Origin of the sequence: Kluyvera sp. CHPC 1.251 (genome assembly GCF_036759945.1) — a bacterium.
GTDB lineage: Bacteria > Pseudomonadota > Gammaproteobacteria > Enterobacterales > Enterobacteriaceae > Kluyvera > Kluyvera sichuanensis.
This window is the reverse complement of record NZ_JAPKIC010000009.1, coordinates 75608-95248: the sequence shown is the minus strand read 5'-3', so window position 1 is coordinate 95248 and position 19641 is coordinate 75608. Positions and strand designations below refer to the sequence as shown.

The 19641-nt window shown below is 58.3% G+C and carries 20 protein-coding genes; 9 read left to right on the top strand and 11 right to left on the bottom strand.

The features are described from left to right. Positions 1–19 precede the first annotated feature (19 nt). Both hydN and V6940_RS17385 read right to left on the bottom strand, forming a co-directional pair. Positions 20–565: an electron transport protein HydN gene (gene hydN, locus V6940_RS17390; RefSeq protein WP_333496696.1), complete on the bottom strand. Its 546-nt coding sequence runs from the start codon at positions 563–565 to the stop codon at positions 20–22. Between the two features lie 144 nt (positions 566–709). Next, positions 710–1723, bottom strand: coding sequence for a LacI family DNA-binding transcriptional regulator (locus V6940_RS17385; RefSeq protein ID WP_333496695.1), 1014 nt, complete (start codon positions 1721–1723; stop codon positions 710–712). A gap of 262 nt (positions 1724–1985) precedes the next feature. Between V6940_RS17385 and ascF the strand changes: the two genes are divergently transcribed. Both ascF and V6940_RS17375 read left to right on the top strand, forming a co-directional pair. Beyond that, positions 1986–3443, top strand: a complete 1458-nt coding sequence (ascF, locus tag V6940_RS17380) for a PTS cellobiose/arbutin/salicin transporter subunit IIBC (protein ID WP_333496694.1) — start codon at positions 1986–1988, stop codon at positions 3441–3443. Positions 3444–3462: 19 nt separating this feature from the next. Then, positions 3463–4887 (top strand): 6-phospho-beta-glucosidase, encoded by a 1425-nt coding sequence (locus tag V6940_RS17375; RefSeq protein WP_333496693.1) that lies wholly within the window; start codon positions 3463–3465, stop codon positions 4885–4887. A 153-nt stretch (positions 4888–5040) separates the two neighbouring features. On the opposite strand, the gene hycI is transcribed toward V6940_RS17375, so the two are convergent. The 9 genes from hycI to hycA all read right to left on the bottom strand — a co-directional run bounded on the left by hycI (position 5041) and on the right by hycA (position 13019). Continuing rightward, complete coding sequence (gene hycI, locus V6940_RS17370; RefSeq protein WP_185668050.1) at positions 5041–5514, bottom strand: hydrogenase maturation peptidase HycI; 474 nt, start codon at positions 5512–5514, stop codon at positions 5041–5043. Positions 5515–5535: 21 nt separating this feature from the next. After that, on the bottom strand, positions 5536–5946 hold the full coding sequence (locus tag V6940_RS17365; protein ID WP_065357866.1) for a formate hydrogenlyase maturation HycH family protein: 411 nt from the start codon (positions 5944–5946) through the stop codon (positions 5536–5538). Continuing rightward, complete coding sequence (locus V6940_RS17360) at positions 5943–6710, bottom strand: NADH-quinone oxidoreductase subunit B family protein (RefSeq protein ID WP_035892565.1); 768 nt, start codon at positions 6708–6710, stop codon at positions 5943–5945. Before V6940_RS17360 ends, V6940_RS17365 begins: the two co-directional genes overlap by 4 nt. Then, on the bottom strand, positions 6710–7252 hold the full coding sequence (locus tag V6940_RS17355; RefSeq protein WP_333496692.1) for a formate hydrogenlyase complex iron-sulfur subunit: 543 nt from the start codon (positions 7250–7252) through the stop codon (positions 6710–6712). The genes V6940_RS17360 and V6940_RS17355 overlap by 1 nt, the downstream gene beginning before the upstream one ends. Positions 7253–7385: 133 nt before the next feature. Next, entirely contained in the window at positions 7386–9095 is a 1710-nt protein-coding gene (hycE, locus tag V6940_RS17350) for a formate hydrogenlyase subunit HycE (protein ID WP_333496691.1), read from the bottom strand. Positions 9096–9111: 16 nt separating this feature from the next. Then, complete coding sequence (locus V6940_RS17345) at positions 9112–10035, bottom strand: respiratory chain complex I subunit 1 family protein (protein ID WP_333496690.1); 924 nt, start codon at positions 10033–10035, stop codon at positions 9112–9114. Between the two features lie 2 nt (positions 10036–10037). After that, entirely contained in the window at positions 10038–11864 is a 1827-nt protein-coding gene (gene hycC, locus V6940_RS17340) for a formate hydrogenlyase subunit 3 (RefSeq protein ID WP_333496689.1), read from the bottom strand. Beyond that, positions 11861–12469, bottom strand: coding sequence for a 4Fe-4S dicluster domain-containing protein (locus V6940_RS17335; protein ID WP_185668046.1), 609 nt, complete (start codon positions 12467–12469; stop codon positions 11861–11863). The genes hycC and V6940_RS17335 overlap by 4 nt, the downstream gene beginning before the upstream one ends. A gap of 82 nt (positions 12470–12551) precedes the next feature. Beyond that, positions 12552–13019, bottom strand: a complete 468-nt coding sequence (gene hycA / locus V6940_RS17330; protein WP_185668045.1) for a formate hydrogenlyase regulator HycA — start codon at positions 13017–13019, stop codon at positions 12552–12554. Between the two features lie 213 nt (positions 13020–13232). Between hycA and hypA the strand changes: the two genes are divergently transcribed. The 7 genes from hypA (at position 13233) to V6940_RS17295 (ending at position 19542) form a co-directional block, all read left to right on the top strand. Then, entirely contained in the window at positions 13233–13583 is a 351-nt protein-coding gene (gene hypA / locus V6940_RS17325; RefSeq protein ID WP_185668044.1) for a hydrogenase maturation nickel metallochaperone HypA, read from the top strand. Between the two features lie 3 nt (positions 13584–13586). Beyond that, the gene (gene hypB, locus V6940_RS17320) at positions 13587–14459 is read left to right on the top strand and encodes a hydrogenase nickel incorporation protein HypB (protein WP_333496688.1); all 873 of its coding nucleotides are present in this window, start codon (positions 13587–13589) and stop codon (positions 14457–14459) included. Further along, on the top strand, positions 14450–14722 hold the full coding sequence (locus tag V6940_RS17315) for a HypC/HybG/HupF family hydrogenase formation chaperone (RefSeq protein WP_035892574.1): 273 nt from the start codon (positions 14450–14452) through the stop codon (positions 14720–14722). Before hypB ends, V6940_RS17315 begins: the two co-directional genes overlap by 10 nt. Then, positions 14722–15843, top strand: a complete 1122-nt coding sequence (gene hypD, locus V6940_RS17310; RefSeq protein WP_333496687.1) for a hydrogenase formation protein HypD — start codon at positions 14722–14724, stop codon at positions 15841–15843. Before V6940_RS17315 ends, hypD begins: the two co-directional genes overlap by 1 nt. Further along, positions 15840–16850: a hydrogenase expression/formation protein HypE gene (gene hypE / locus V6940_RS17305; RefSeq protein WP_333496686.1), complete on the top strand. Its 1011-nt coding sequence runs from the start codon at positions 15840–15842 to the stop codon at positions 16848–16850. Before hypD ends, hypE begins: the two co-directional genes overlap by 4 nt. Positions 16851–16966: 116 nt before the next feature. Continuing rightward, complete coding sequence (flhA, locus tag V6940_RS17300) at positions 16967–19057, top strand: formate hydrogenlyase transcriptional activator FlhA (protein WP_333496685.1); 2091 nt, start codon at positions 16967–16969, stop codon at positions 19055–19057. A gap of 56 nt (positions 19058–19113) precedes the next feature. Continuing rightward, positions 19114–19542 (top strand): TOBE domain-containing protein, encoded by a 429-nt coding sequence (locus V6940_RS17295; protein ID WP_123650573.1) that lies wholly within the window; start codon positions 19114–19116, stop codon positions 19540–19542. Positions 19543–19641 lie beyond the last annotated feature (99 nt).

Here is a 19641-nt window from a genome sequence, read left to right as displayed (position 1 = left end):
AAAAGAGAAATAAGGATGATTAAAGAGAGATAGACGCGGCGCTATCGAGCGCGGCGCGACGGCGTTTTTCCGCGCTCAGCTGTTCAAGCTTGCTGCGGTCGACGCAAAACAGCGCGTGAGTCGGGCAGGCTTCCATACAGGCTGGGCCAGTTTCACGGTGGTAGCAGAGGTCACACTTGTTGGCTTCCGCTTTCTCCGCACGCACCTTCAGGCCCGCGCCGCTGTTACGAACCACCGGACGCACCACCACTTCCATCGCACCGTAAGGGCACGCCACCACGCAGGTTTTGCAGCCGATGCAGCGTTCCTGCATCACGTGGATAAAACCTTTATCGCGGCTGATTGCGCCATTCGGGCAGACGTTGGCGCACGGCGCGTCTTCGCACTGGCGGCAGGCGGTGGCGGTAGAGACATCTACGCCTTTAATAACGTGAATACGGGGCAGGAAAGATTGCGGCGTCAGCGCGGCGCAGTCCTGATCTTCCTGGTGGGAAACCACGCATGCGACTTCGCATGTCCGGCAGCCAATACATTTACTCGCATCAGCAATGATGAAACGGTTCATCAACTTCTCCAGCAATGACAGTGAATTCGCGGGAGAATGCATTATTCGAGCCAACTTTTAGTTTGCTGTTTTTTAAGGAGATTTTATTGCGGATGATGAGGAATAAGCTGTCATCGTCACTTATGACGATGACAGATGACGACGCTAAGCGTGCGGACCGGGGACGATGGACTCACGCTCAATCAGTTCACCAGGGAAGGTTTGCTGATATTTAAAATCCCCGCCGTCGAGCATGAAAATAAGGCGGTGGATGGTCTCTTTGATCATTTCCGTGACCGGAATCCGCACGCTGGAGAGCGACGGCACCATATACGGTGCGAGAGTAATATCATCAAAACCCAGCACCGAAACCTGCTGCGGTACGTTTATTCCGCGCGCATGCAGACGTTTAATCGCCCCGACCGCCATATCGTCATTACTGGCAACCAGCGCGCTAAAGTTCACCTTGCTTTCTAGCAGCGCATCCACCCCGGCGGCACCGGTCGCGGGCGTCCACTTTCCCTGCACAATCAGCTCATTACGCACTGCGATGCCGTGCTTCGTCAGCGCGTCTTTATAGCCGGACAGGCGTTCAATACCGGTAGGGGAATCGAGCGAGCCGGTAATAAACGCAATATCGCGGTGCCCAAGACCAATTAATCGCTCCACCGCATTCTGGCTGGCGGATTTTTGATCGCAATACACGCAGTGGCTGCTATTTCGCCGTAGCCGACGGTTAATCACTAATATCGGCTGCTGTTGCTGCTGAATAATGTCGTCAATATCGTCGACGCTCAGAAAACGGGGATAAATAATAATGCCGTCACAGCGCAGGTCGAGTAGGTACTGAATCGCGTCCCGCTCTTCTTGCGCGCTGTGCTTACCGTCCGCCAGAATCAACCGCCGCCCCTGATCTTCGGTCATGCTTGCCGCGTGGAACAGCAGTTCGCTGAAATAGACCCCGTGATAGAGCGTGTTGGTGACCACCAGCCCCAGCGTCTGCGTCTTTTTGGTCGCCAGGTTACGCGCGAGAAGATTGGGCCGATAACCACTCTCTTCAATGGCCAGAAACACCCGGTCTTTCGTCTCCTGACTGACATAACCGTTGCCCGATAGCACCCGGGATACGGTGGCTTTCGACACGCCCGCCCGTCGCGCCACCTCCAGCATTGTCGTCATAGTCATACCTTTGAGAAATCATTTGCCAGCAGTGTACTTCACCGTTTCGCTATTTTCAGCATCCACCGATCTGCGCGCTTTTCGCCCAACGCTGGTTCATGTGATCGGTTTCACGAATTAACCAAAAACAAAAATTAGATCTTGATGTAACAAAAATAACACATGAATATTATGTGGAACCGGTTTCCTATGCAACGTTTCATCACCCCGCCACACCGGGCGATGAGCGATAAGTATCCTACTGATAAAACAGGATTTTCCGATGTCTAAAAATTATGCGGCTCTGGCGCAATCCGTAGTGGGCGCACTTGGCGGCGTGGAGAACATCTCCGCCGTCACGCACTGCATGACCCGCCTGCGCTTTGTACTGAAAGATGAAACGCAGGTCGACAGCGCCAGCCTCAAGGGCATCAGCGGCGTGCTGGGCGTGGTGCGTAACGATAACCAGTGCCAGGTGATTATCGGCAACACCGTCTCCCAGGCCTACCGTGAGGTGGTAAACCTGCTGCCGAGCAACCTACAGCCTGCCGCCCCGATCGGAAAACCGAAGCTCACCTTACGCCGCATCGGCGCGGGGATCCTCGACGCGCTGATCGGCACCATGTCGCCGCTGATCCCGGCGATTATCGGCGGATCGATGGTCAAGCTGCTGGCGATGATCCTCGAGATGACCGGCGTGCTGCCAAAAGGCGCACCGACGCTCACTATTCTGACGGTGATCGGCGACGGCGCGTTCTTCTTCCTGCCGTTGATGGTCGCCGCCTCTGCGGCGGTGAAGTTCAAAACCAATATGTCGCTGGCGATTGCTATTGCCGGGGTGCTGGTGCATCCGAGCTTTATTGAGCTGATGGCGAAAGCGGCCCAGGGCGAGCACGTCGAATTTGCCTTTATCCCGGTAACGGCAGTGAAGTACACCTATACCGTGATCCCGGCGCTGGTGATGACCTGGTGCCTCTCCTACATTGAACGCTGGGTCGATAAGATCACCCCGGCGGTCACCAAAAACTTCCTCAAACCGATGCTGATCGTGTTGATCGCCGCACCGCTGGCAATCCTGCTCATCGGCCCGATTGGCATCTGGATCGGTAGCGCCATCTCCGCGCTGGTTTACACCATTCACGGCTACCTCGGCTGGCTGTCGGTCGCCATTATGGGCGCGCTATGGCCGCTGCTGGTGATGACCGGGATGCATCGCGTCTTTACGCCTACCATCATTCAGACCATCGCTGAAACCGGCAAAGAAGGCATGGTCATGCCGTCGGAAATCGGCGCCAACCTGTCGCTCGGCGGTTCGTCGCTGGCGGTGGCATGGAAAACCAAAAACCCGGAGCTGCGTCAGACCGCGCTGGCGGCCGCCGCTTCCGCGATTCTGGCCGGGATTTCTGAACCAGCGCTGTACGGCGTCGCCATCCGTCTGAAACGCCCGCTGATCGCCAGCCTGATAAGCGGCTTTATCTGCGGCGGCATTGCCGGTGCCGTCGGGCTTGCCAGCCACTCTATGGCCGCACCGGGCCTGTTCACCAGCGTGCAGTTCTTCGACCCGGCTAACCCGATGACCATCGTGTGGGTATTTGGGGTGATGGCGCTGGCGGTGGTGCTCTCCTTTGTGCTGACGTTGATTCTTGGTTTTGAAGATATTCCCGTCGAAGAGGCCGCCGCTGAGGCGCGCAAGCGTCAGGCCACCGCGCCTGCCGGTGCGGCAGCGGCACGAATTTCATAATTTTTTAGCGAGGTAACGCATGTCGACATTTCCGCAAGGGTTTCTCTGGGGCGGCGCCATTGCCGCCAACCAGGCCGAAGGGGCTTATCTTGAGGGCGGCAAAGGGCTGACCACCGTGGATATGATCCCGCACGGCGTGAACCGCCTGCCGGTGAAGCTGGGGCAAGAGAAGCGCTTTACGCTGCGTGATGATGAGTTCTATCCGAGCCATCAGGCGATCGATTTTTATCATCGCTACAAAGAAGATATCGCGCTGATGGCGGAGATGGGCTTTACCGTATTCCGCACCTCGATTGCCTGGAGCCGTCTCTATCCGAACGGCGACGAATTGACCCCTAACGAAGCGGGCATCGCTTTCTATCGCGACCTGTTCCTCGAGTGCCGGAAGTACGGCATTGAGCCGCTGGTCACCCTGTGCCACTTCGACGTGCCGATGCATCTGGTCACCGAGTACGGTTCATGGCGCAACCGCAAAATGGTCGATTTTTTCGCCCGTTACGCCCGCACCTGCTTTGAGGCGTTCGACGGACTGGTGAAGTACTGGCTGACCTTCAACGAAATCAACATCATGCTGCACAGCCCGTTCTCCGGCGCGGGGCTGGTGTTTGAAGAGGGTGAAAATCAGGATCAGGTGAAATACCAGGCCGCGCACCACGAGCTGGTAGCCAGCGCGCTGGCGACCAAAATCGCCCATGAGGTCAACCCGCAAAACCAAGTCGGCTGCATGCTGGCGGGCGGCAACTTCTACCCTTACTCCTGTAAGCCAGAAGACGTGTGGGCGGCGCTAGAGAAAGACCGCGAGAACCTGTTCTTTATCGACGTGCAGGCACGCGGCCGCTACCCGGCCTATTCCGCACGGGTGTTCCGCGAAAAAGGCGTAACGATTGTTAAAGAAGCGGGCGATGACGAGATCCTCAAGCACACCGTCGATTTTGTTTCGTTCAGCTACTACGCCTCGCGCTGCGCGTCGGCGGAGATGAATGCCAACAATACCAACGCGGCAAACATCGTGAAGTCGCTGAAAAACCCGTATATCGAAGCCAGCGAATGGGGCTGGGGCATCGACCCGCTCGGTCTGCGCATCACCATGAACATGATGTACGACCGCTACCAGAAGCCGCTGTTCCTGGTCGAAAACGGTCTTGGCGCGAAAGATGTGGTTAACGCCGACGGACAGATTGATGACGATTACCGCATCAGCTATCTGCGTGAACATATTCGGGCGATGGGGGAAGCGATTGAGGACGGTATTCCGGTTATCGGCTACACCACCTGGGGCTGTATTGATCTCGTGGCGGCATCCACCGGTGAAATGAGCAAGCGCTACGGGTTTGTCTACGTTGACCGCGATGATGCGGGGAATGGGACGCTGGCGCGGACGCGTAAGAAGTCGTTCTGGTGGTATAAGAAGGTGATTGCCAGCAATGGGGAAGATTTGGCGTAGGTGCCTGGTATCCCCTCACCCTAACCCTCTCCCCAAAGGGGCGAGGGGACCGTCAGGTGCGGCTTGGGGATATGAACTCATTACGTTAAAGCGGCACGGGTTTTCTCCCTCTCCCTTCCAGGGAGAGGGCCGGGGTGAGGGTACAAACGACGCCTACTCTTCGTCCTCAGCTTCTAACTGCGCAAACCCACCGTTCCCCTGCCACCCTTCAAGACGCTGATAAACCACCTCAACCGCGTCTTTAATTGCCTGGGTCATTGGATAGTAAAACCCAACGATATCCGGCTGAATACCAAGGAAAATCACCTCGCCCACGTCATCTTTCAGCTGATCCACCAGGTAGTTCAGCGGCATATTGTGGGTGGTCATCATAAACATTTCGGCGATGTCGTCCGGGTCGATAATGCGAATCTCGCCCGGGTTCAGCCCCATATCGGTGGCATCAACAATCAGCAGGCGAGCCGGGTTCAACTCGCGGATCGCCACAATATCGTTTTCCGGCGCGCTGCCGCCGTCAATCACAACCCACGCCCCTTTCGGCTGGGCTGCACACATTTCTGCCAGCAGAGGGCCAGCGCCATCGTCGCCCATCATGCTATTGCCGACACAGAGTAAAACGTCAGTCATGGTCATTCCTCAATCGTAAAATCAGTCGCGCAGGCGGCGCACCATCAGATAGATGGCGCTCTCCTGATGAATGGCGTGCAGCATATTGAGCATCGCCTGGCTCCACTCTTTTTGCTGCGGGGTTTGTGACGCTCGCGCTTTATCAAACGCGTTCGCCAGCATCGACACGTGGTTGCTGTCGATGACAATCTCGCCGTACTTCGGCACGCCTTCCATCTTGCGCCGCGCCGTACTGTCCGCTTCAAGCGTAGCAATCCACGCCAGATATTCATCCCACGGGCAGGTCAGCGCGGCTTCGAGGCAGTCGATGACCCCGAGGTGGTGGCCAATCGCCAGGCTGTAATAGACAACCTGCTGCGCCTCGGAAGGCGTGGCATCGTTCTCATCAATAAATTTACGGCTCAGTTGACTGAACACCACCTGTTCGCTCATCGAATACGTGCCTCTTCTACTACGTGGTTAAGCTGCGTGACGATTTCCGTCAGACGCGGATCGTTTTCTGTGGCCAGCCACTGCTGAACCTGAGTGTCACCCTGGCCCAGATGCAGCATATAGTCGTCGGCAATCTGACGACCGTAGCGGTAGCCCGCCAGGCGGCGCGCAGCGCGGTCAACCTGCACGCGCAGCGGCTGGACCATGTCCGGATGCAGAATTTCAGCCGGCTGTGCGTCCAGTTCACTTGGCGCACGAGCATGGATTTTCTGCTCCAGCAGACCCAGCGCCATGGCGAAGCCGTACAGCGTTGCCGCAGGCGTTGGCGGGCAGCCTGGAATGTACACGTCTACCGGTACGATTTTATCGGTGCCGCCCCAGACGCAGTACAGGTCGTGGAAGATACCGCCGCTGTTGCCGCAGGCGCCGTAGGAGATACAAATTTTCGGATCCGGTGCGGACTGCCAGGCGCGCAGCGCTGGCGAACGCATGGCGCGGGTGACCGCACCGGTAAACAGCAGAATGTCCGCATGACGCGGTGACGGCACCACTTTAATACCAAAACGTTCGGCGTCGAACAGTGGTGAAAGCGTGGCAAAGATTTCGATTTCGCAGCCGTTACAGCCGCCGCAGTCCACGCGGTACACGTAGGCGGAACGCTTGATGTTTTTCAGCAGCGACGCTTTCATGCTGGCGATAGATTCTTCTACCGTCATCGGCACCGGCATGCCGTTGTCGTCGCGTGGCCCTATTAAGTTGCTCATCAGATGGCCTCTTTCATGTGGCGAGTCAGGTCAATACGGTCGGAAGGCACCAAACATTTCTGACGCTTACATTCCGGGCAGGTCTCAAAGCTTTCGCGGTGATTTTCCGCGCGGCTGTCGCCGTTGTGCTTGAGCAGCGCAATGGCGTAATCAATCTCTTTTTGCACTGCAAACGGACGGTTGCAGACGCGGCAGTTGCAGATATCAAAACGGGACTGCTGCAAGAAATCTTCTTTCTTCCACACCGCCAGCTCGTACTCCTGCGACAGCTTGATCGCCGCCGTCGGGCACACTTCTTCGCAGCGGCCGCAGAAGATGCAGCGGCCGAGGTTGAACTGCCACGCCAGCTGATTGCTGACGCGGTCGGTTTCCACCGTCAGGGCGTTCGACGGGCAGGCGTTCACGCACGCCGCACAGCCGATACACTGCTGCGGATTGTGTTCCGGCTTGCCGCGGAAGTTTTTATCAACCGGCATCGGTTCCAGCGGATAGGACGATGTCGTTACGCCGGTTTTAATAGCTTTTTTAATAAAGGTAAACATAGTTGCTCCCGGCTTGCGTGCGGGGGTTTTACCCTCACCCTAGCCCTCTCCCTAAGGGAGAGGGAACAGAACCTCCCTCGCCCCTTTGGGGAGAGGGTCGGGGTGAGGGGGAATCCCCCACGCAATGCCCCAATTATTTCAGCGGCGAGTTTTTACGCTCGATGCTGTAGCGCTCAAGCTCTTTGTACGGCACGACCTTGCTCTTCTTCTTACGCACGTCGACCACGGTCATACGGTCGGTACAGGAGTAGCAAGGGTCGAGGCTACCGATAATCAGCGGCGCATCGGAAACGGTGTTGCCGCGCAGCATGTAGCGCAGGGTTGGCCAGTTGGCGTAGGTCGCTGCGCGGCAGCGCCAGCGGTACAGCTTCTGGTTGTCGCCGGTCATGCTCCAGTGAATATCATCGCCACGAGGCGCTTCAGAGAAGCCCAGCGCGAAACGGTTAGGAATATAGGTGAACCCTTCCACCGCCAGCGGGCCGCCCGGCAGGTTATCGAGGCCGTAATCAATCATGTTCAGCGCGGTGAACACTTCGTTGATACGCACTTTCAGGCGGGAGATAACGTCACAGCCCTGCTCGCTGTGTACTTCCATCGGCAGCAGACCGTAGCCCACAAACGGGTGATCGGCACGGGTGTCACGGGCGTGGCCGCTGGCGCGAACCATTGGGCCGACGTTACTGAAGTCACGGGCGATTTCTGGATCCAGGCGACCGATACCCACGGTGCGCTGTTCCATATTCGGGGTGCTCAGCAGAATATCCACCAGATCCTGCACGTCGCGACGCATCTGCTGCGCCAGCTGGCGGGTCTGGATCATGTCGTCTTTCAGGAAGTCACGACGGATGCCGCCAATCAGGTTCAGACCGTAGGTTTTACGCGCGCCGGTGAGAATTTCCGCCATTTTCATGGAGGCTTCACGAACGCGGAAGAACTGCATAAAGCCGGAGTCAAAACCGGTGAAGTGGCACGCCAGGCCGAGGTTCAGCAGGTGCGAGTGCAGACGCTCAACTTCCAGCAGAATGGCGCGGATCATCTGCGCACGTTCCGGCACCACGATGCCCATCGCATTTTCGACGGAGGTGGTGTAGGCGGTGCTGTGGGCAAAGCCGCAGATGCCGCACACGCGGTCGGACAGGAAGGTGACTTCGTTGTAACCCATGCGGGTTTCCGCCAGTTTTTCCATGCCACGGTGGACATAGAACAGACGGTAATCGGCGTCGATAATGTTCTCGCCGTCAACGAACAGGCGGAAGTGGCCTGGTTCATCGGAAGTCACGTGCAGCGGGCCAATTGGCACGACGTTGTTTTTCTTGCTGCCCAGCTCGTTGATGAACTCGTAGGTTTCGGCATCGGTGGTCGGTGCCGGGCGCTGACGGTAATCCATGCTGTCTTTACGCAGCGGGTACAGCTCGTCTGGCCAATCATCCGGCAGCACCAGACGACGTTCGTCAGGCAGACCCACCGGGCGCAGGCCGTACATGTCGCGCACTTCGCGCTCGCCCCAGACCGCCGCCGGAACGCGTGGCGTCACGGACGGGTATTCGAGGGTGTTAGGGTCGACTTCGACGCGCACGGTAATCCAGCACTTGGTGCCTTTTTCCATCGACAGCACGTAGTAGACCGCATAGTGTCCGTTCAGTTTACGTTCGTCGTTGCCAAACAGCACCGACAGCCAGCCGCCCTGCTGGTAGTAAAGAAACTCGACGACTTCCGGCAGGTAGTTCACCTTCACGGTAATCGTTAACTGGTCTTTGGTCTGCCAGGCTTCGTCCAGCACCACGCCCGGGAAGGCCTGGTGCAGCGCAGCGAGGTAGTGTTGACCCACTTTTTCTTCAGACATGCTCAAAACTCTCTTATCACGCCACCAGCAAGGAGACGAAGGCTAAAAAGGCTAAACCGAACCCGGTCCAGGTGATACGACCGGTAATATCCAGACGCAGACGCGCCATGCTGTTTTCGAACAGCGCGATAATCAGCACGCCAACCACCAGCTTGACGATGGCGGCAATCACGGCAAACACCAGACCACCAACGCTAAAGCTGGTCATCTGTCCCCACGGGATGAAGACGCCAACAAACATCTGCAGTACCACCAGCTGTTTCAGGCTGATGCCCCACTTCAGCACGCCGAAGCCGCTGCCGCTGTATTCAGACAGGGGACCTTCCTGCAGCTCCTGCTCCGCTTCCGCTAAATCGAACGGCAGTTTGCCCATTTCGATAAAGGTGGCGAAGGCGCAGGCGCAGAAGGCCAGCGCCAGCGGAATGCTGCGGCTGACCGGCCAGTGGTACAGGGTGTTGGTGATATTGCTGATATGGGTAGAGCCTGCAACCAACGCAGCAACCCACAGACCCAGCAGCAGCATCGGCTCCACCAGCACGCCGAGCATCGCTTCACGGCTTGCGCCGATGGCGGTGAACGGGCTACCGGTGTCGAGACCGGCAATGGCGAAGAAGAAGCGCGCGACGGCAAACAGGTAAATAAGGGTAATCAAGTCGCCCAGACCCGGCATCGGGGAAGCGACGGTCACCACCGGCAGCGCGGTCGCAATCGTCAGCATCACGCCGACCATCACAAACGGCGTCAGGCGGAAGACCCAGCCGGAGGCATCCGGGCCAATGCTCTGACGGCCCAGCAGTTTGATGATGTCGCGATACTCCTGCATCACGCCCGGCCCGCGACGGTTATGCAACCGTGCGCGCAGCACGCGGGTGATACCAGACAGCAGCGGCGCCACGGCAAACAGCACCAGCGCCTGCAGTACAGCAAATAGGAACGTCATGTTCAGGCTCCTCGAGAGATGACAATCACGACCAGCACCGCCAGTTCAACCAGCGCCAGACGTTGCAGCAGCAGCGGCGCCGCCGCGTTCTGCCAGCCCGGAACCAGAGAGACCGGGTTCAGCCACTTACGCAGCTTCAGTACCGGGGCAAAGGCCTGTTTCACCGGCATCGCGAAACCGTGCGCGGTGATCACCATGGATTGTTCGTGGTCGTAACCACAGACCCACGCCGCGCCGCGGGAACGGCTTGGCAGGCGGTTGCCTTTGAGCAGCGCCAGAATGATGAACGGCAGCAGCGGACAGGCAATCAGCAACAGGGTAATCATCGGCTGGGACACCACGGTATGCGCAGTAGCCATCGGCAGCGGCACGGCGGCGCTCAGCATTGGCAGCAGCCACGGCGCGGCAACGCCGCCAACGATACACAGCAGCGCCATCACCACGGTGCTGATCGCCATCAGCAGCGGCGCGCAGCAGGCGTTTTCCGCCTCTTTAGTACGCGGTGCGCCAAGGAAGGTCACGCCGTAGACTTTCGCCATACACATCACCGCCAGTGCGCCGGTGATCGCCAGGCCAACGGCCAGCAATGGCCCCAGCAGACGACCAATAAACGCCCCGCTGGTGCTCAGCTTGAAGAAGGACTGGTAGATAACCCATTCGCCAGCAAAGCCGTTCAGCGGCGGCAGCGCAGCCATCGCCATCAGGCCAACCAGCATCGCCAGGGAGATCATCGGCATACGTTTACCGATACCGCCCAGCTTCTCGATGTCGCGGTGGCCGGTACGGAACCAGACCGAGCCCGCGCCGAGGAACAGCGTAGTTTTGAACAGGCTATGGTTGAGCAGATGGTACAGACCACCGGTCAGACCCAGCGCCACCATCACCGGCTCCTGCAGTGCCAGGCCGGTCACGCCGACGCCTAAACCGAGCAGGATGATGCCGATGTTTTCCAGCGTGTGGTACGCCAGCAGACGCTGAATGTTATGTTCCATCAGTGCGTACAGACCGCCGACAAACGCGGTGATCATACCCAGCACCAGCAGCGCAATGCCCCACCACAGCGGCTGAACGTCACCCAGCAGCGACACGGTGAGAATGCCGAGCAGACCCACTTTCATTACCACGGTAGAGAACAGCGCAGCGGCCGGGGCGCTGGCGTTGGCGTGCGCCTGCGGCACCCAACCGTGCAGCGGGATAATCCCTGCCAGCAGGCCGAAGCCCATCACGCAAAGCACCCAGATGTCAGAACCGATTGGCAGCATCTGCGCACGTTCGTTCAGCAGCACCAGATCCAGCGTGCCGTAGCGCTGCCACAGCAGCAGGCAGGCAATCGCCAGCAGAATAGTGCCCAGACGGCCCAGCGCAAACCACAGCTTGCCGGAGGAGGCGCAGCCGGTGAGGAACGCGCCGCACAGCGCCATGATTTCCGCCATCACCACCAGCGAACCGAAGCTGCTCGCCACGATCGCGCAGACAGCAGCCGCCAGCAGGATGTTAATCAGCAGGCCGTTGCTTTTGACGTTCGGATGACGATGCCAGTCGATGTTGTAGAGGCTGACAAACAGGCCGCACAGGCCGAGCGCAATCAGCCATACCGCGTTCAGCGGGGAGACCAGCACGGTGTAGTGCACCAGCGACAGGCTGCCCATCACCGGGAAACCGTGAACCAGCACCTGAACGCCCGCCAGACCTGCACACAGGCTGCCCAGCGCGCCGCCGATACCGGCAACGAAACCGCTCAGGGATTTATTAAATGACAGCACAAAGGACAGCATGGCGGCGGCGGCAAACCAGGCCACTGCGCTATTAATCAACGTCATGACGCTCATTTCGCCTCTCCTTGTTGCGCCTGGAACAGCGTCAAATCGCCTAAGTCGGTATGGAAGGTCAGCTCACGTTTGCGTTTGCTGACGCGGGCGATGTCCATGTTGTTCACCAGATGCAGCGCTTTGGTCGGGCAGGTACGTACGCAGGCCGGGCCTTCTTCGTCGAAGTGGCACAGGTCGCATTTCACCGCGATGGCGCGGATGCCAGGCACCCAGTCCAGCAGCGTACTGACGCGAGCCGGAGCCGGCGGCGCAGGCAGCGCTTTAGGCGAGTTGGCGTTGGCCGGGATATCCAGCGGACGGCTACCGGAAAATTCAATCGCCCCAAACGGGCAGGCAATGCCGCACAGTTTGCAGCTAACGCACAGGCTTTCGTTCAGCTGTACGGCGCCATCGACGCGGGTAATCGCATTTACCGGGCAAACCCCGGCACACGGCGCGTCTTCACAGTGGTGACACATCTGTGGCGCGGATTCTTTTTCATTGAGCATTACTCTAAGCCGCGGCATAGATTGCAGGCCGTGGTGGCGATGCGTTTCCGCACAGGCCGCTTCACAGGTACGGCAACCGATACAAACGGTAGAGTCAGCAATTACAAAACGATTCACCAGGTCTTCCTCAGGTGACAGTCATTTTTGACGAAATCATGCAGAGCAAGTGTCATTTCGACACCCGTCGACACACCGATAATCAAGCGTGAGAAGCCCGTTGAGGCTCTTGTGCCAGCTGGCTGAAACTCACCGGGCTGTCGCTTTCAAGCGCCGCATACAGGGTGTCGTATACCGGCGAAATTTTTTCCAGGTAATGTTCCAGCACCTGCTCGCGGTCGCGGATATTGACGGTGCCGTCAATAAAGCCGTTCATGCTCATCTCGGCGCTGCCCACGCACTGTTTATTCAGGCCGTCGCGGGTTTCAACTACGTACTCAACGGTGTGGCTGTTAAAGCCGCTGGCCAGGCTCACGGAAACCACGAAGTGCTCGAACAGCACGAAGCTCAGCTCTTTCTCCGGTGCGCAGTTCATAGCGTGATGCAGACGCGCTTTGGACAACGTAATCCCTTGAACCAGAGAGTTGCAGTAGACACGCCATTGATCCTGATGGCGGCGGTGACGATCGGCGATATAGTCGGCCTTCTCGCTAATTTCCCAAATAGTCATGTCGGTTACCCGGTTAATAGAAACAAGCCTCCTAAGCACTTTTCATGCCATGTTTTTAAATAATTGATTTCATTTGATTTTAGCGAAATGACACTGCCGTAATGACATGTCATTTCGTCAGTGTGACATCGTCATCGACAGTCTTTACGCCCCATATTTCATCTCTGGCACCGTTATTGCATTACTCCTGCGAGTGATGTACCAGGAGGCGTTATGCACGAAATCACGCTCTGCCAGCGAGCGCTGGAAATTGTCGAACAACAGGCGATACAAAACGGTGCGAAGCGCGTTACCGGCGTCTGGATGAAGGTCGGCGCTTTTTCTTGTGTAGAGACGAGCGCAATGACCTTTTGTTTTGATCTGGTGTGCCGCGGCACGCTGGCTGAAGGCTGTACACTGCACGTCGAGGAACAGGAGGCGGAATGCTGGTGTGAATCCTGCCAGCAGTATGTTCAGCTCGTGTCAGTTCACGTGCGCCGTTGTCCGCAGTGCCATAGCGACAACCTGCGCATCGTCGCCGACGACGGTTTACAGATTCAGCGAATTGAAATTGATCAGGAGTAAAGTATGTGTACCACCTGTGGTTGTGCCGATGGCAACCTCTATATAGAGGGCGATGAACGTAACCCGCACTCGCTGTTCCGCAGCGCGCCTTTCGCCCCGGCAGGCCGTCCGGCAATGTCCATTACCGGCGTCAGAACCCGAGAATTTGAACCGCAGGCCGCGGACAACGGCGACCTGCACTATGGCCACGGCGAAGCGGGCACCCACGCGCCGGGCATGAGCCAGCGCCGGATGCTGGAAGTCGAAATCGACGTGCTGGATAAAAACAACCAGATTGCCGCCCGTAACCGCGCACGCTTTGCCGCCCGCGAACAGCTAGTGCTGAATCTGGTCTCCAGCCCTGGCTCCGGTAAAACCACCCTGCTCACCGAAACCCTGATGCGTCTGAAAGACCGCGTCTCCTGCGCCGTTATCGAAGGCGACCAGCAGACGGTGAACGACGCCGCGCGTATCCGCGCCACCGGCACGCCGGCCATTCAGGTCAACACCGGTAAGGGCTGCCACCTTGATGCGCAGATGATTGCCGACGCCGCCCCGCGTCTACCGCTTGAGAGCAACGGAATTCTGTTTATTGAGAACGTCGGCAACCTGGTCTGCCCGGCGAGCTTTGATCTGGGCGAACGCCACAAAGTCGCCGTGCTGTCGGTCACCGAAGGTGAAGACAAGCCCCTGAAGTACCCGCATATGTTTGCCGCCGCGTCGGTCATGCTGCTCAACAAAGTTGACCTGCTGCCGTACCTCAACTTCGACGTTGAGAAGTGCCTCGCCTGCGCGCGCGAAGTGAACCCTAATATTGATATCATCCTGCTCTCCGCCACCAGCGGCGAAGGCATGGATAGCTGGCTGAACTGGCTGGAGACGCAGCGATGTGCATAGGCATTCCGGGACAAATTTCTGCCATTGATGGCGTGCAGGCGAAGGTGGACGTGTGCGGGATTAAACGCGACGTCGACCTGACGCTGGTCGGCGCGGTGGACGAAAACGGTCAGTCGCGCATCGGCCAGTGGGTGCTGGTGCACGTGGGCTTTGCCATGAGCATCATCAACGAAGAAGAGGCGCGCGATACTCTCGCGGCGCTGGAAAATATGTTTGAAGTCGAGCCAGACGTTGGCGCGCTGCTTTTTGGCGAGGAACGGTAATGCGTTTTGTTGATGAGTACCGCGCGCCCGAGCAGGTGATGCAGCTGATTGCCCACCTGAAAAGCCGGGCGCAGCATCTGGCCTATACCGCTGAACGCCCACTGCGCATCATGGAAGTGTGCGGCGGCCATACGCACGCAATTTTCAAATTCGGCCTCGACCAGCTGCTGCCGGAGAACATCGAATTTATCCACGGGCCGGGCTGCCCGGTGTGCGTACTGCCAATGGGGCGCATCGACACCTGTATTGAAATCGCCAGCCATAAAGAGGTGATTTTCTGCACCTTCGGCGACGCCATGCGCGTGCCGGGGAAAAACGGCTCGCTGATGCAGGCGAAATCACGCGGTGCGGATATCCGTATCGTCTATTCGCCGATGGACGCCTTAAAGCTGGCGCAGCAGAACCCGGATCGTAAAGTGGTGTTCTTCGGCTTAGGGTTTGAAACCACCATGCCGACCACCGCCATCACGCTGCAACAGGCGAAGGCGCAGAAGGTCAGCAACTTCTTCTTTTTCTGCCAGCACATTACGCTTATTCCAACGCTGCGCAGTCTGCTCGACCAACCGGACAACGGTATCGATGCGTTTCTGGCACCTGGCCACGTCAGCATGGTCATTGGCACCCACGCCTACGGCTTTATCGCCAGCGACTATCAGCGCCCGCTGGTGGTGGCGGGCTTTGAGCCGGTTGACCTGCTGCAGGGCGTGAACATGCTGGTGGAGCAGAAAATTGCCGCCGCGCCTTGCGTCGAAAACCAGTACCGTCGCGTGGTGCCGGACGATGGCAACCTGCTTGCGCAAAACGCCATTGCCGAGGTGTTTGCGGTCAAGGGCGACAGCGAATGGCGTGGCCTGGGGTTAATCAACGACTCCGGTGTGCAACTGACGCCAGACTATCAAGCGTTCGACGCGGAAGCGCATTTCAAACCGCAGCCGCAGCGCGTCTGTGACGATCCGCGCGCCCGCTGCGGCGACGTGCTCACCGGCCGTTGCAAACCACATCAGTGCCCGCTGTTTGGCGCCACCTGCAACCCGCAGAGCGCATTTGGCGCGCTGATGGTGTCGTCGGAAGGCGCCTGCGCCGCCTGGTATCAATATCGCAGTCAGGAGGCAGAAGCATGAAAAGTATTCAGTTAGCGCACGGGAGCGGCGGTCTGGCGATGCAGCAGCTGATCGACAGCCTGTTTATGAAAGCCTTTGCTAATCCCTGGCTGGCAGAGCAGGAAGATCAGGCGCGTCTGTCACTGGCCTCGCTGACCGCCCACGGCGACCGCCTCGCCTTCTCCACCGACAGCTACGTCATTGACCCGCTGTTCTTCCCCGGCGGCAATATCGGCAAGCTGGCAATTTGCGGTACCGCCAACGATGTGGCGGTGAGCGGCGCGGTGCCACGCTACCTCTCCTGCGGCTTTATTATTGAAGAAGGGCTGCCGATGGAGACGCTGGAGGCGGTGGTCAACAGCATGGCGGAGACGGCCAAAGCAGCGGATATCGCCATTGTGACCGGCGACACCAAGGTCGTGGGTCGTGGCGCAGCGGATAAGCTGTTTATCAATACCGCTGGAATGGGCGCTATCCCATCCGATATTCACTGGGGCGCGGCAACGCTCACCCCGGGGGATCTGCTGATTGTCAGCGGCACGCTCGGCGACCACGGCGCGACCATCCTCAACCTGCGCGAACAGCTTGGCCTTGACGGCGAACTGCAAAGCGACTGTGCGGTGCTGACTCCGCTTATCCAGAGCCTGCGCCCGATTGCTGGCGTGAAAGCGCTGCGTGATGCTACTCGCGGCGGCGTAAACGCGGTGGCCCATGAGTTTGCCGCCACCAGCGGCCACGGCGTTGAAATTCATGAACAACATATTCCGCTGAAAGACGCGGTGCGCGGCGTGTGCGAATTATTAGGGCTTGACGCGCTTAACTTCGCAAATGAAGGTAAACTGGTGATCGGCGTGACCCGCGAGGCAGCCGATGAAGTGCTCGCCGCACTGCGCGCCCATCCGCTGGGGCGTGATGCCGCTATCATTGGCGAAGTCACGGAACGCCGCGGGGTTCGCGTAGCCGGGCTGTACGGCGTGAAACGCACGCTGGATCTTCCTCACGCCGAACCGCTGCCACGAATCTGTTAACAGGCCGCTCAAGGTCTGAAATTTATTATTATTATTAGAGCTTATCCCCGTCAGTATGATGACGGGATAGGCTTTTGGCGATCGCACCCACTGCGGTGCATTTATGGGCAAGCTACATGTCGTATACACCGATGGGCGATCTCGGCCAGCAAGGGCTGTTTGATATCACCCGGACTCTTCTCCAACAACCCGATCTGGCCGCACTCAGCGAAACGCTGGCGCAGCTGGCAAAACAATCTGCGCTAGCGGACAGCGCGGCGATCATCCTGCTGCAGCCGGGAAACCACCGCGCGGGCTACCACGCCACGCATGAAGCGGGTAAACCCATTGCCTATGAAGACGATAGCACGCTGGCAAACGGCCCGGTCAGACGACTGCTGTCTCGCCCCGACGCCCTGCACTGCAGCTACAGCGAGTTCCATGAAGCCTGGCCGCAGCTGGCCCACAGCGGGCTCTACTCGCCGTTCGGGCACTACTGTCTGCTACCGCTGGCGGCGGAAGGACGCATCTTCGGCGGCTGCGAGTTTATCCGCCAGAACGACCAGCCGTGGAGCGAAAAAGAGTACCAGCGCCTGCATACCTTTACCCAGATTGTTGCCGTCGTCACCGAGCAGATCCAAAGCCGGGTGACCAACAACGTCGATTACGATCTGCTGTGCCGCGAGCGCGATAATTTCCGTATTCTGGTGGCGATTACCAACGCCGTGCTGTCGCGCCTCGACATGGACGATCTGGTCGGCGCGGTGGCCAAAGAGATCCACTACTACTTCAATATCGACGCCATCAGCGTGGTGCTGCGCGGCAACCGCAAAGGCAAGCTGAACATCTACTCGACGCACTATATTGACGTCAACGATCCGGTACACGATCAGAGCGAAGTGAACGAATCCGGCACGCTGACCGAACGCGTGTTTAAGAGCCAGGAGATGCTCAAGCTCAATCTCCACGAACAGGACAAACTGGCCCCGTACGAACGCCAGCTGTTTGAAATGTGGGACGATAAAATTCAGACGCTGTGCCTGCTGCCGCTGATGTCCGGCGACAAAATGCTCGGCGTGCTGAAACTTGCCCAGTGCGATGAAAAAGTATTCTGCGCCGCCAACCTCAAGCTGCTCAAGCAGATTGCCGAACGCGTCTCTATTGCCGTCGATAACGCCCTCGCCTATCAGGAAATACACCGTCTGAAAGAGCGTCTGGTGGACGAGAACCTCGCGCTGACCGAGCAGCTCAACAACGTTGACGGCGAGTTTGGCGAGATAATCGGCCGCAGCGAAGCGATGTTCAACGTGCTCAAACAGGTTGAGATGGTGGCGCCAAGCGACAGCACCGTGCTGATCCTCGGCGAAACCGGCACCGGTAAAGAGCTGATTGCTCGCGCCATCCACAATCTAAGCGGCCGTAACAGCCGCCGTATGGTGAAGATGAACTGCGCGGCAATGCCGGCTGGCCTGCTGGAAAGCGATCTCTTCGGCCACGAGCGCGGCGCGTTTACCGGTGCCAGCGCCCAGCGCATTGGCCGCTTTGAGCTGGCGGATAAAAGCTCCATGTTCCTCGATGAAGTGGGTGATATGCCGTTGGAGCTGCAGCCGAAACTGCTGCGCGTGTTGCAGGAGCAGGAGTTCGAACGCCTCGGCAGCAATAAGCTGATCCAGACTGACGTACGCCTGATCGCCGCTACCAACCGCGATCTCAAACAGATGGTGCTGGATCGCGAATTCCGTAGCGATCTTTACTATCGCCTGAACGTCTTCCCGATCCATCTGCCGCCACTGCGCGAGCGCCCGGAAGATATTCCGCTGCTGGTCAAAGCCTTCACCTTTAAAATCGCCCGCCGTCTGGGGCGCAACATCGACAGCATTCCGGCGGAAACGTTGCGTACCCTGAGCCAGATGGAATGGCCGGGTAACGTGCGCGAGCTGGAAAACGTGATTGAGCGTGCGGTGCTGCTGACCCGCGGCAGCGTGCTGCAACTTTCTCTGCCGGAGCTGACCTTTGCCCACGAAGAGCCACCGGAGCCGATGCCACTACCGATGGCGGAAGCACCGAAAGAGGGAGAGGACGAATATCAGCTGATTGTTCGGGTGTTGAAAGAGACCAACGGCGTAGTGGCCGGGGCGAAAGGTGCGGCGCAGCGTCTGGGGCTTAAGCGCACGACATTGCTCTCAAGAATGAAACGCCTGGGTATTGATAAAGATACGTTAATGTAAAAACTGTGGCTATACTGACCTCTGATTCAATAACGAGTGAATGGAGGCAGTATCGTATGGCAGTTTCAGCACGTAACCAATTAACAGGCACCATCAGCGCAGTCTCCACCGGCGCGGTCAACGACGAAATCGAACTGACCCTGCCGGGCGGCGCAAAGCTGGTGGCGATTGTCACCCACAGCAGTAAAGAAGCGCTGGGCCTGGTCAATGGGAAGGAAGCCATTGCCCTGATTAAAGCCCCATGGGTCACGCTGGCAACCGAAGACTGCGGTCTGAAGTTCTCCGCCCGCAACCAGTTTGCCGGTGAAGTCACTCAGGTTACCGAAGGCGCGGTGAACGCCACCGTACATATCAAAACCGACGCCGGCTTTGAGATTGTCGCCGTGGTTACCAACGAAAGCCAGAGCGAGATGAAGCTGGCGAAAGGCAGCCGCGCGATTGCGCTTATCAAAGCGTCCGCGATTCTGATCGCCACCCGCGCATAAGTTTTACCCGGCGTCGCGTTGCTCGGCCGGGCAACGCGACGCCCGGGATTGCAGCCAGACAAAAATGGGGTCTCATTTTTTCCTTTTGTTCACAATAAT

Coding starts and splice junctions, on each gene's coding strand:
- V6940_RS17315 (WP_035892574.1), top strand. CDS start 14,450: ATGTGCATAGGCATTCCGGGACAAATTTCTGCCATTGATGGCGTGCAG.
- hypB (WP_333496688.1), top strand. CDS start 13,587: ATGTGTACCACCTGTGGTTGTGCCGATGGCAACCTCTATATAGAGGGC.
- hypE (WP_333496686.1), top strand. CDS start 15,840: ATGAAAAGTATTCAGTTAGCGCACGGGAGCGGCGGTCTGGCGATGCAG.
- hycI (WP_185668050.1), bottom strand. CDS start 5,514: ATGACTGACGTTTTACTCTGTGTCGGCAATAGCATGATGGGCGACGAT.
- V6940_RS17345 (WP_333496690.1), bottom strand. CDS start 10,035: ATGACGTTCCTATTTGCTGTACTGCAGGCGCTGGTGCTGTTTGCCGTG.
- flhA (WP_333496685.1), top strand. CDS start 16,967: ATGTCGTATACACCGATGGGCGATCTCGGCCAGCAAGGGCTGTTTGAT.
- hycA (WP_185668045.1), bottom strand. CDS start 13,019: ATGACTATTTGGGAAATTAGCGAGAAGGCCGACTATATCGCCGATCGT.
- V6940_RS17365 (WP_065357866.1), bottom strand. CDS start 5,946: ATGAGCGAACAGGTGGTGTTCAGTCAACTGAGCCGTAAATTTATTGAT.
- ascF (WP_333496694.1), top strand. CDS start 1,986: ATGTCTAAAAATTATGCGGCTCTGGCGCAATCCGTAGTGGGCGCACTT.
- hypD (WP_333496687.1), top strand. CDS start 14,722: ATGCGTTTTGTTGATGAGTACCGCGCGCCCGAGCAGGTGATGCAGCTG.
- V6940_RS17295 (WP_123650573.1), top strand. CDS start 19,114: ATGGCAGTTTCAGCACGTAACCAATTAACAGGCACCATCAGCGCAGTC.
- V6940_RS17375 (WP_333496693.1), top strand. CDS start 3,463: ATGTCGACATTTCCGCAAGGGTTTCTCTGGGGCGGCGCCATTGCCGCC.
- V6940_RS17360 (WP_035892565.1), bottom strand. CDS start 6,710: ATGAGCAACTTAATAGGGCCACGCGACGACAACGGCATGCCGGTGCCG.
- hypA (WP_185668044.1), top strand. CDS start 13,233: ATGCACGAAATCACGCTCTGCCAGCGAGCGCTGGAAATTGTCGAACAA.
- hycC (WP_333496689.1), bottom strand. CDS start 11,864: ATGAGCGTCATGACGTTGATTAATAGCGCAGTGGCCTGGTTTGCCGCC.
- V6940_RS17385 (WP_333496695.1), bottom strand. CDS start 1,723: ATGACGACAATGCTGGAGGTGGCGCGACGGGCGGGCGTGTCGAAAGCC.
- hycE (WP_333496691.1), bottom strand. CDS start 9,095: ATGTCTGAAGAAAAAGTGGGTCAACACTACCTCGCTGCGCTGCACCAG.
- hydN (WP_333496696.1), bottom strand. CDS start 565: ATGAACCGTTTCATCATTGCTGATGCGAGTAAATGTATTGGCTGCCGG.
- V6940_RS17355 (WP_333496692.1), bottom strand. CDS start 7,252: ATGTTTACCTTTATTAAAAAAGCTATTAAAACCGGCGTAACGACATCG.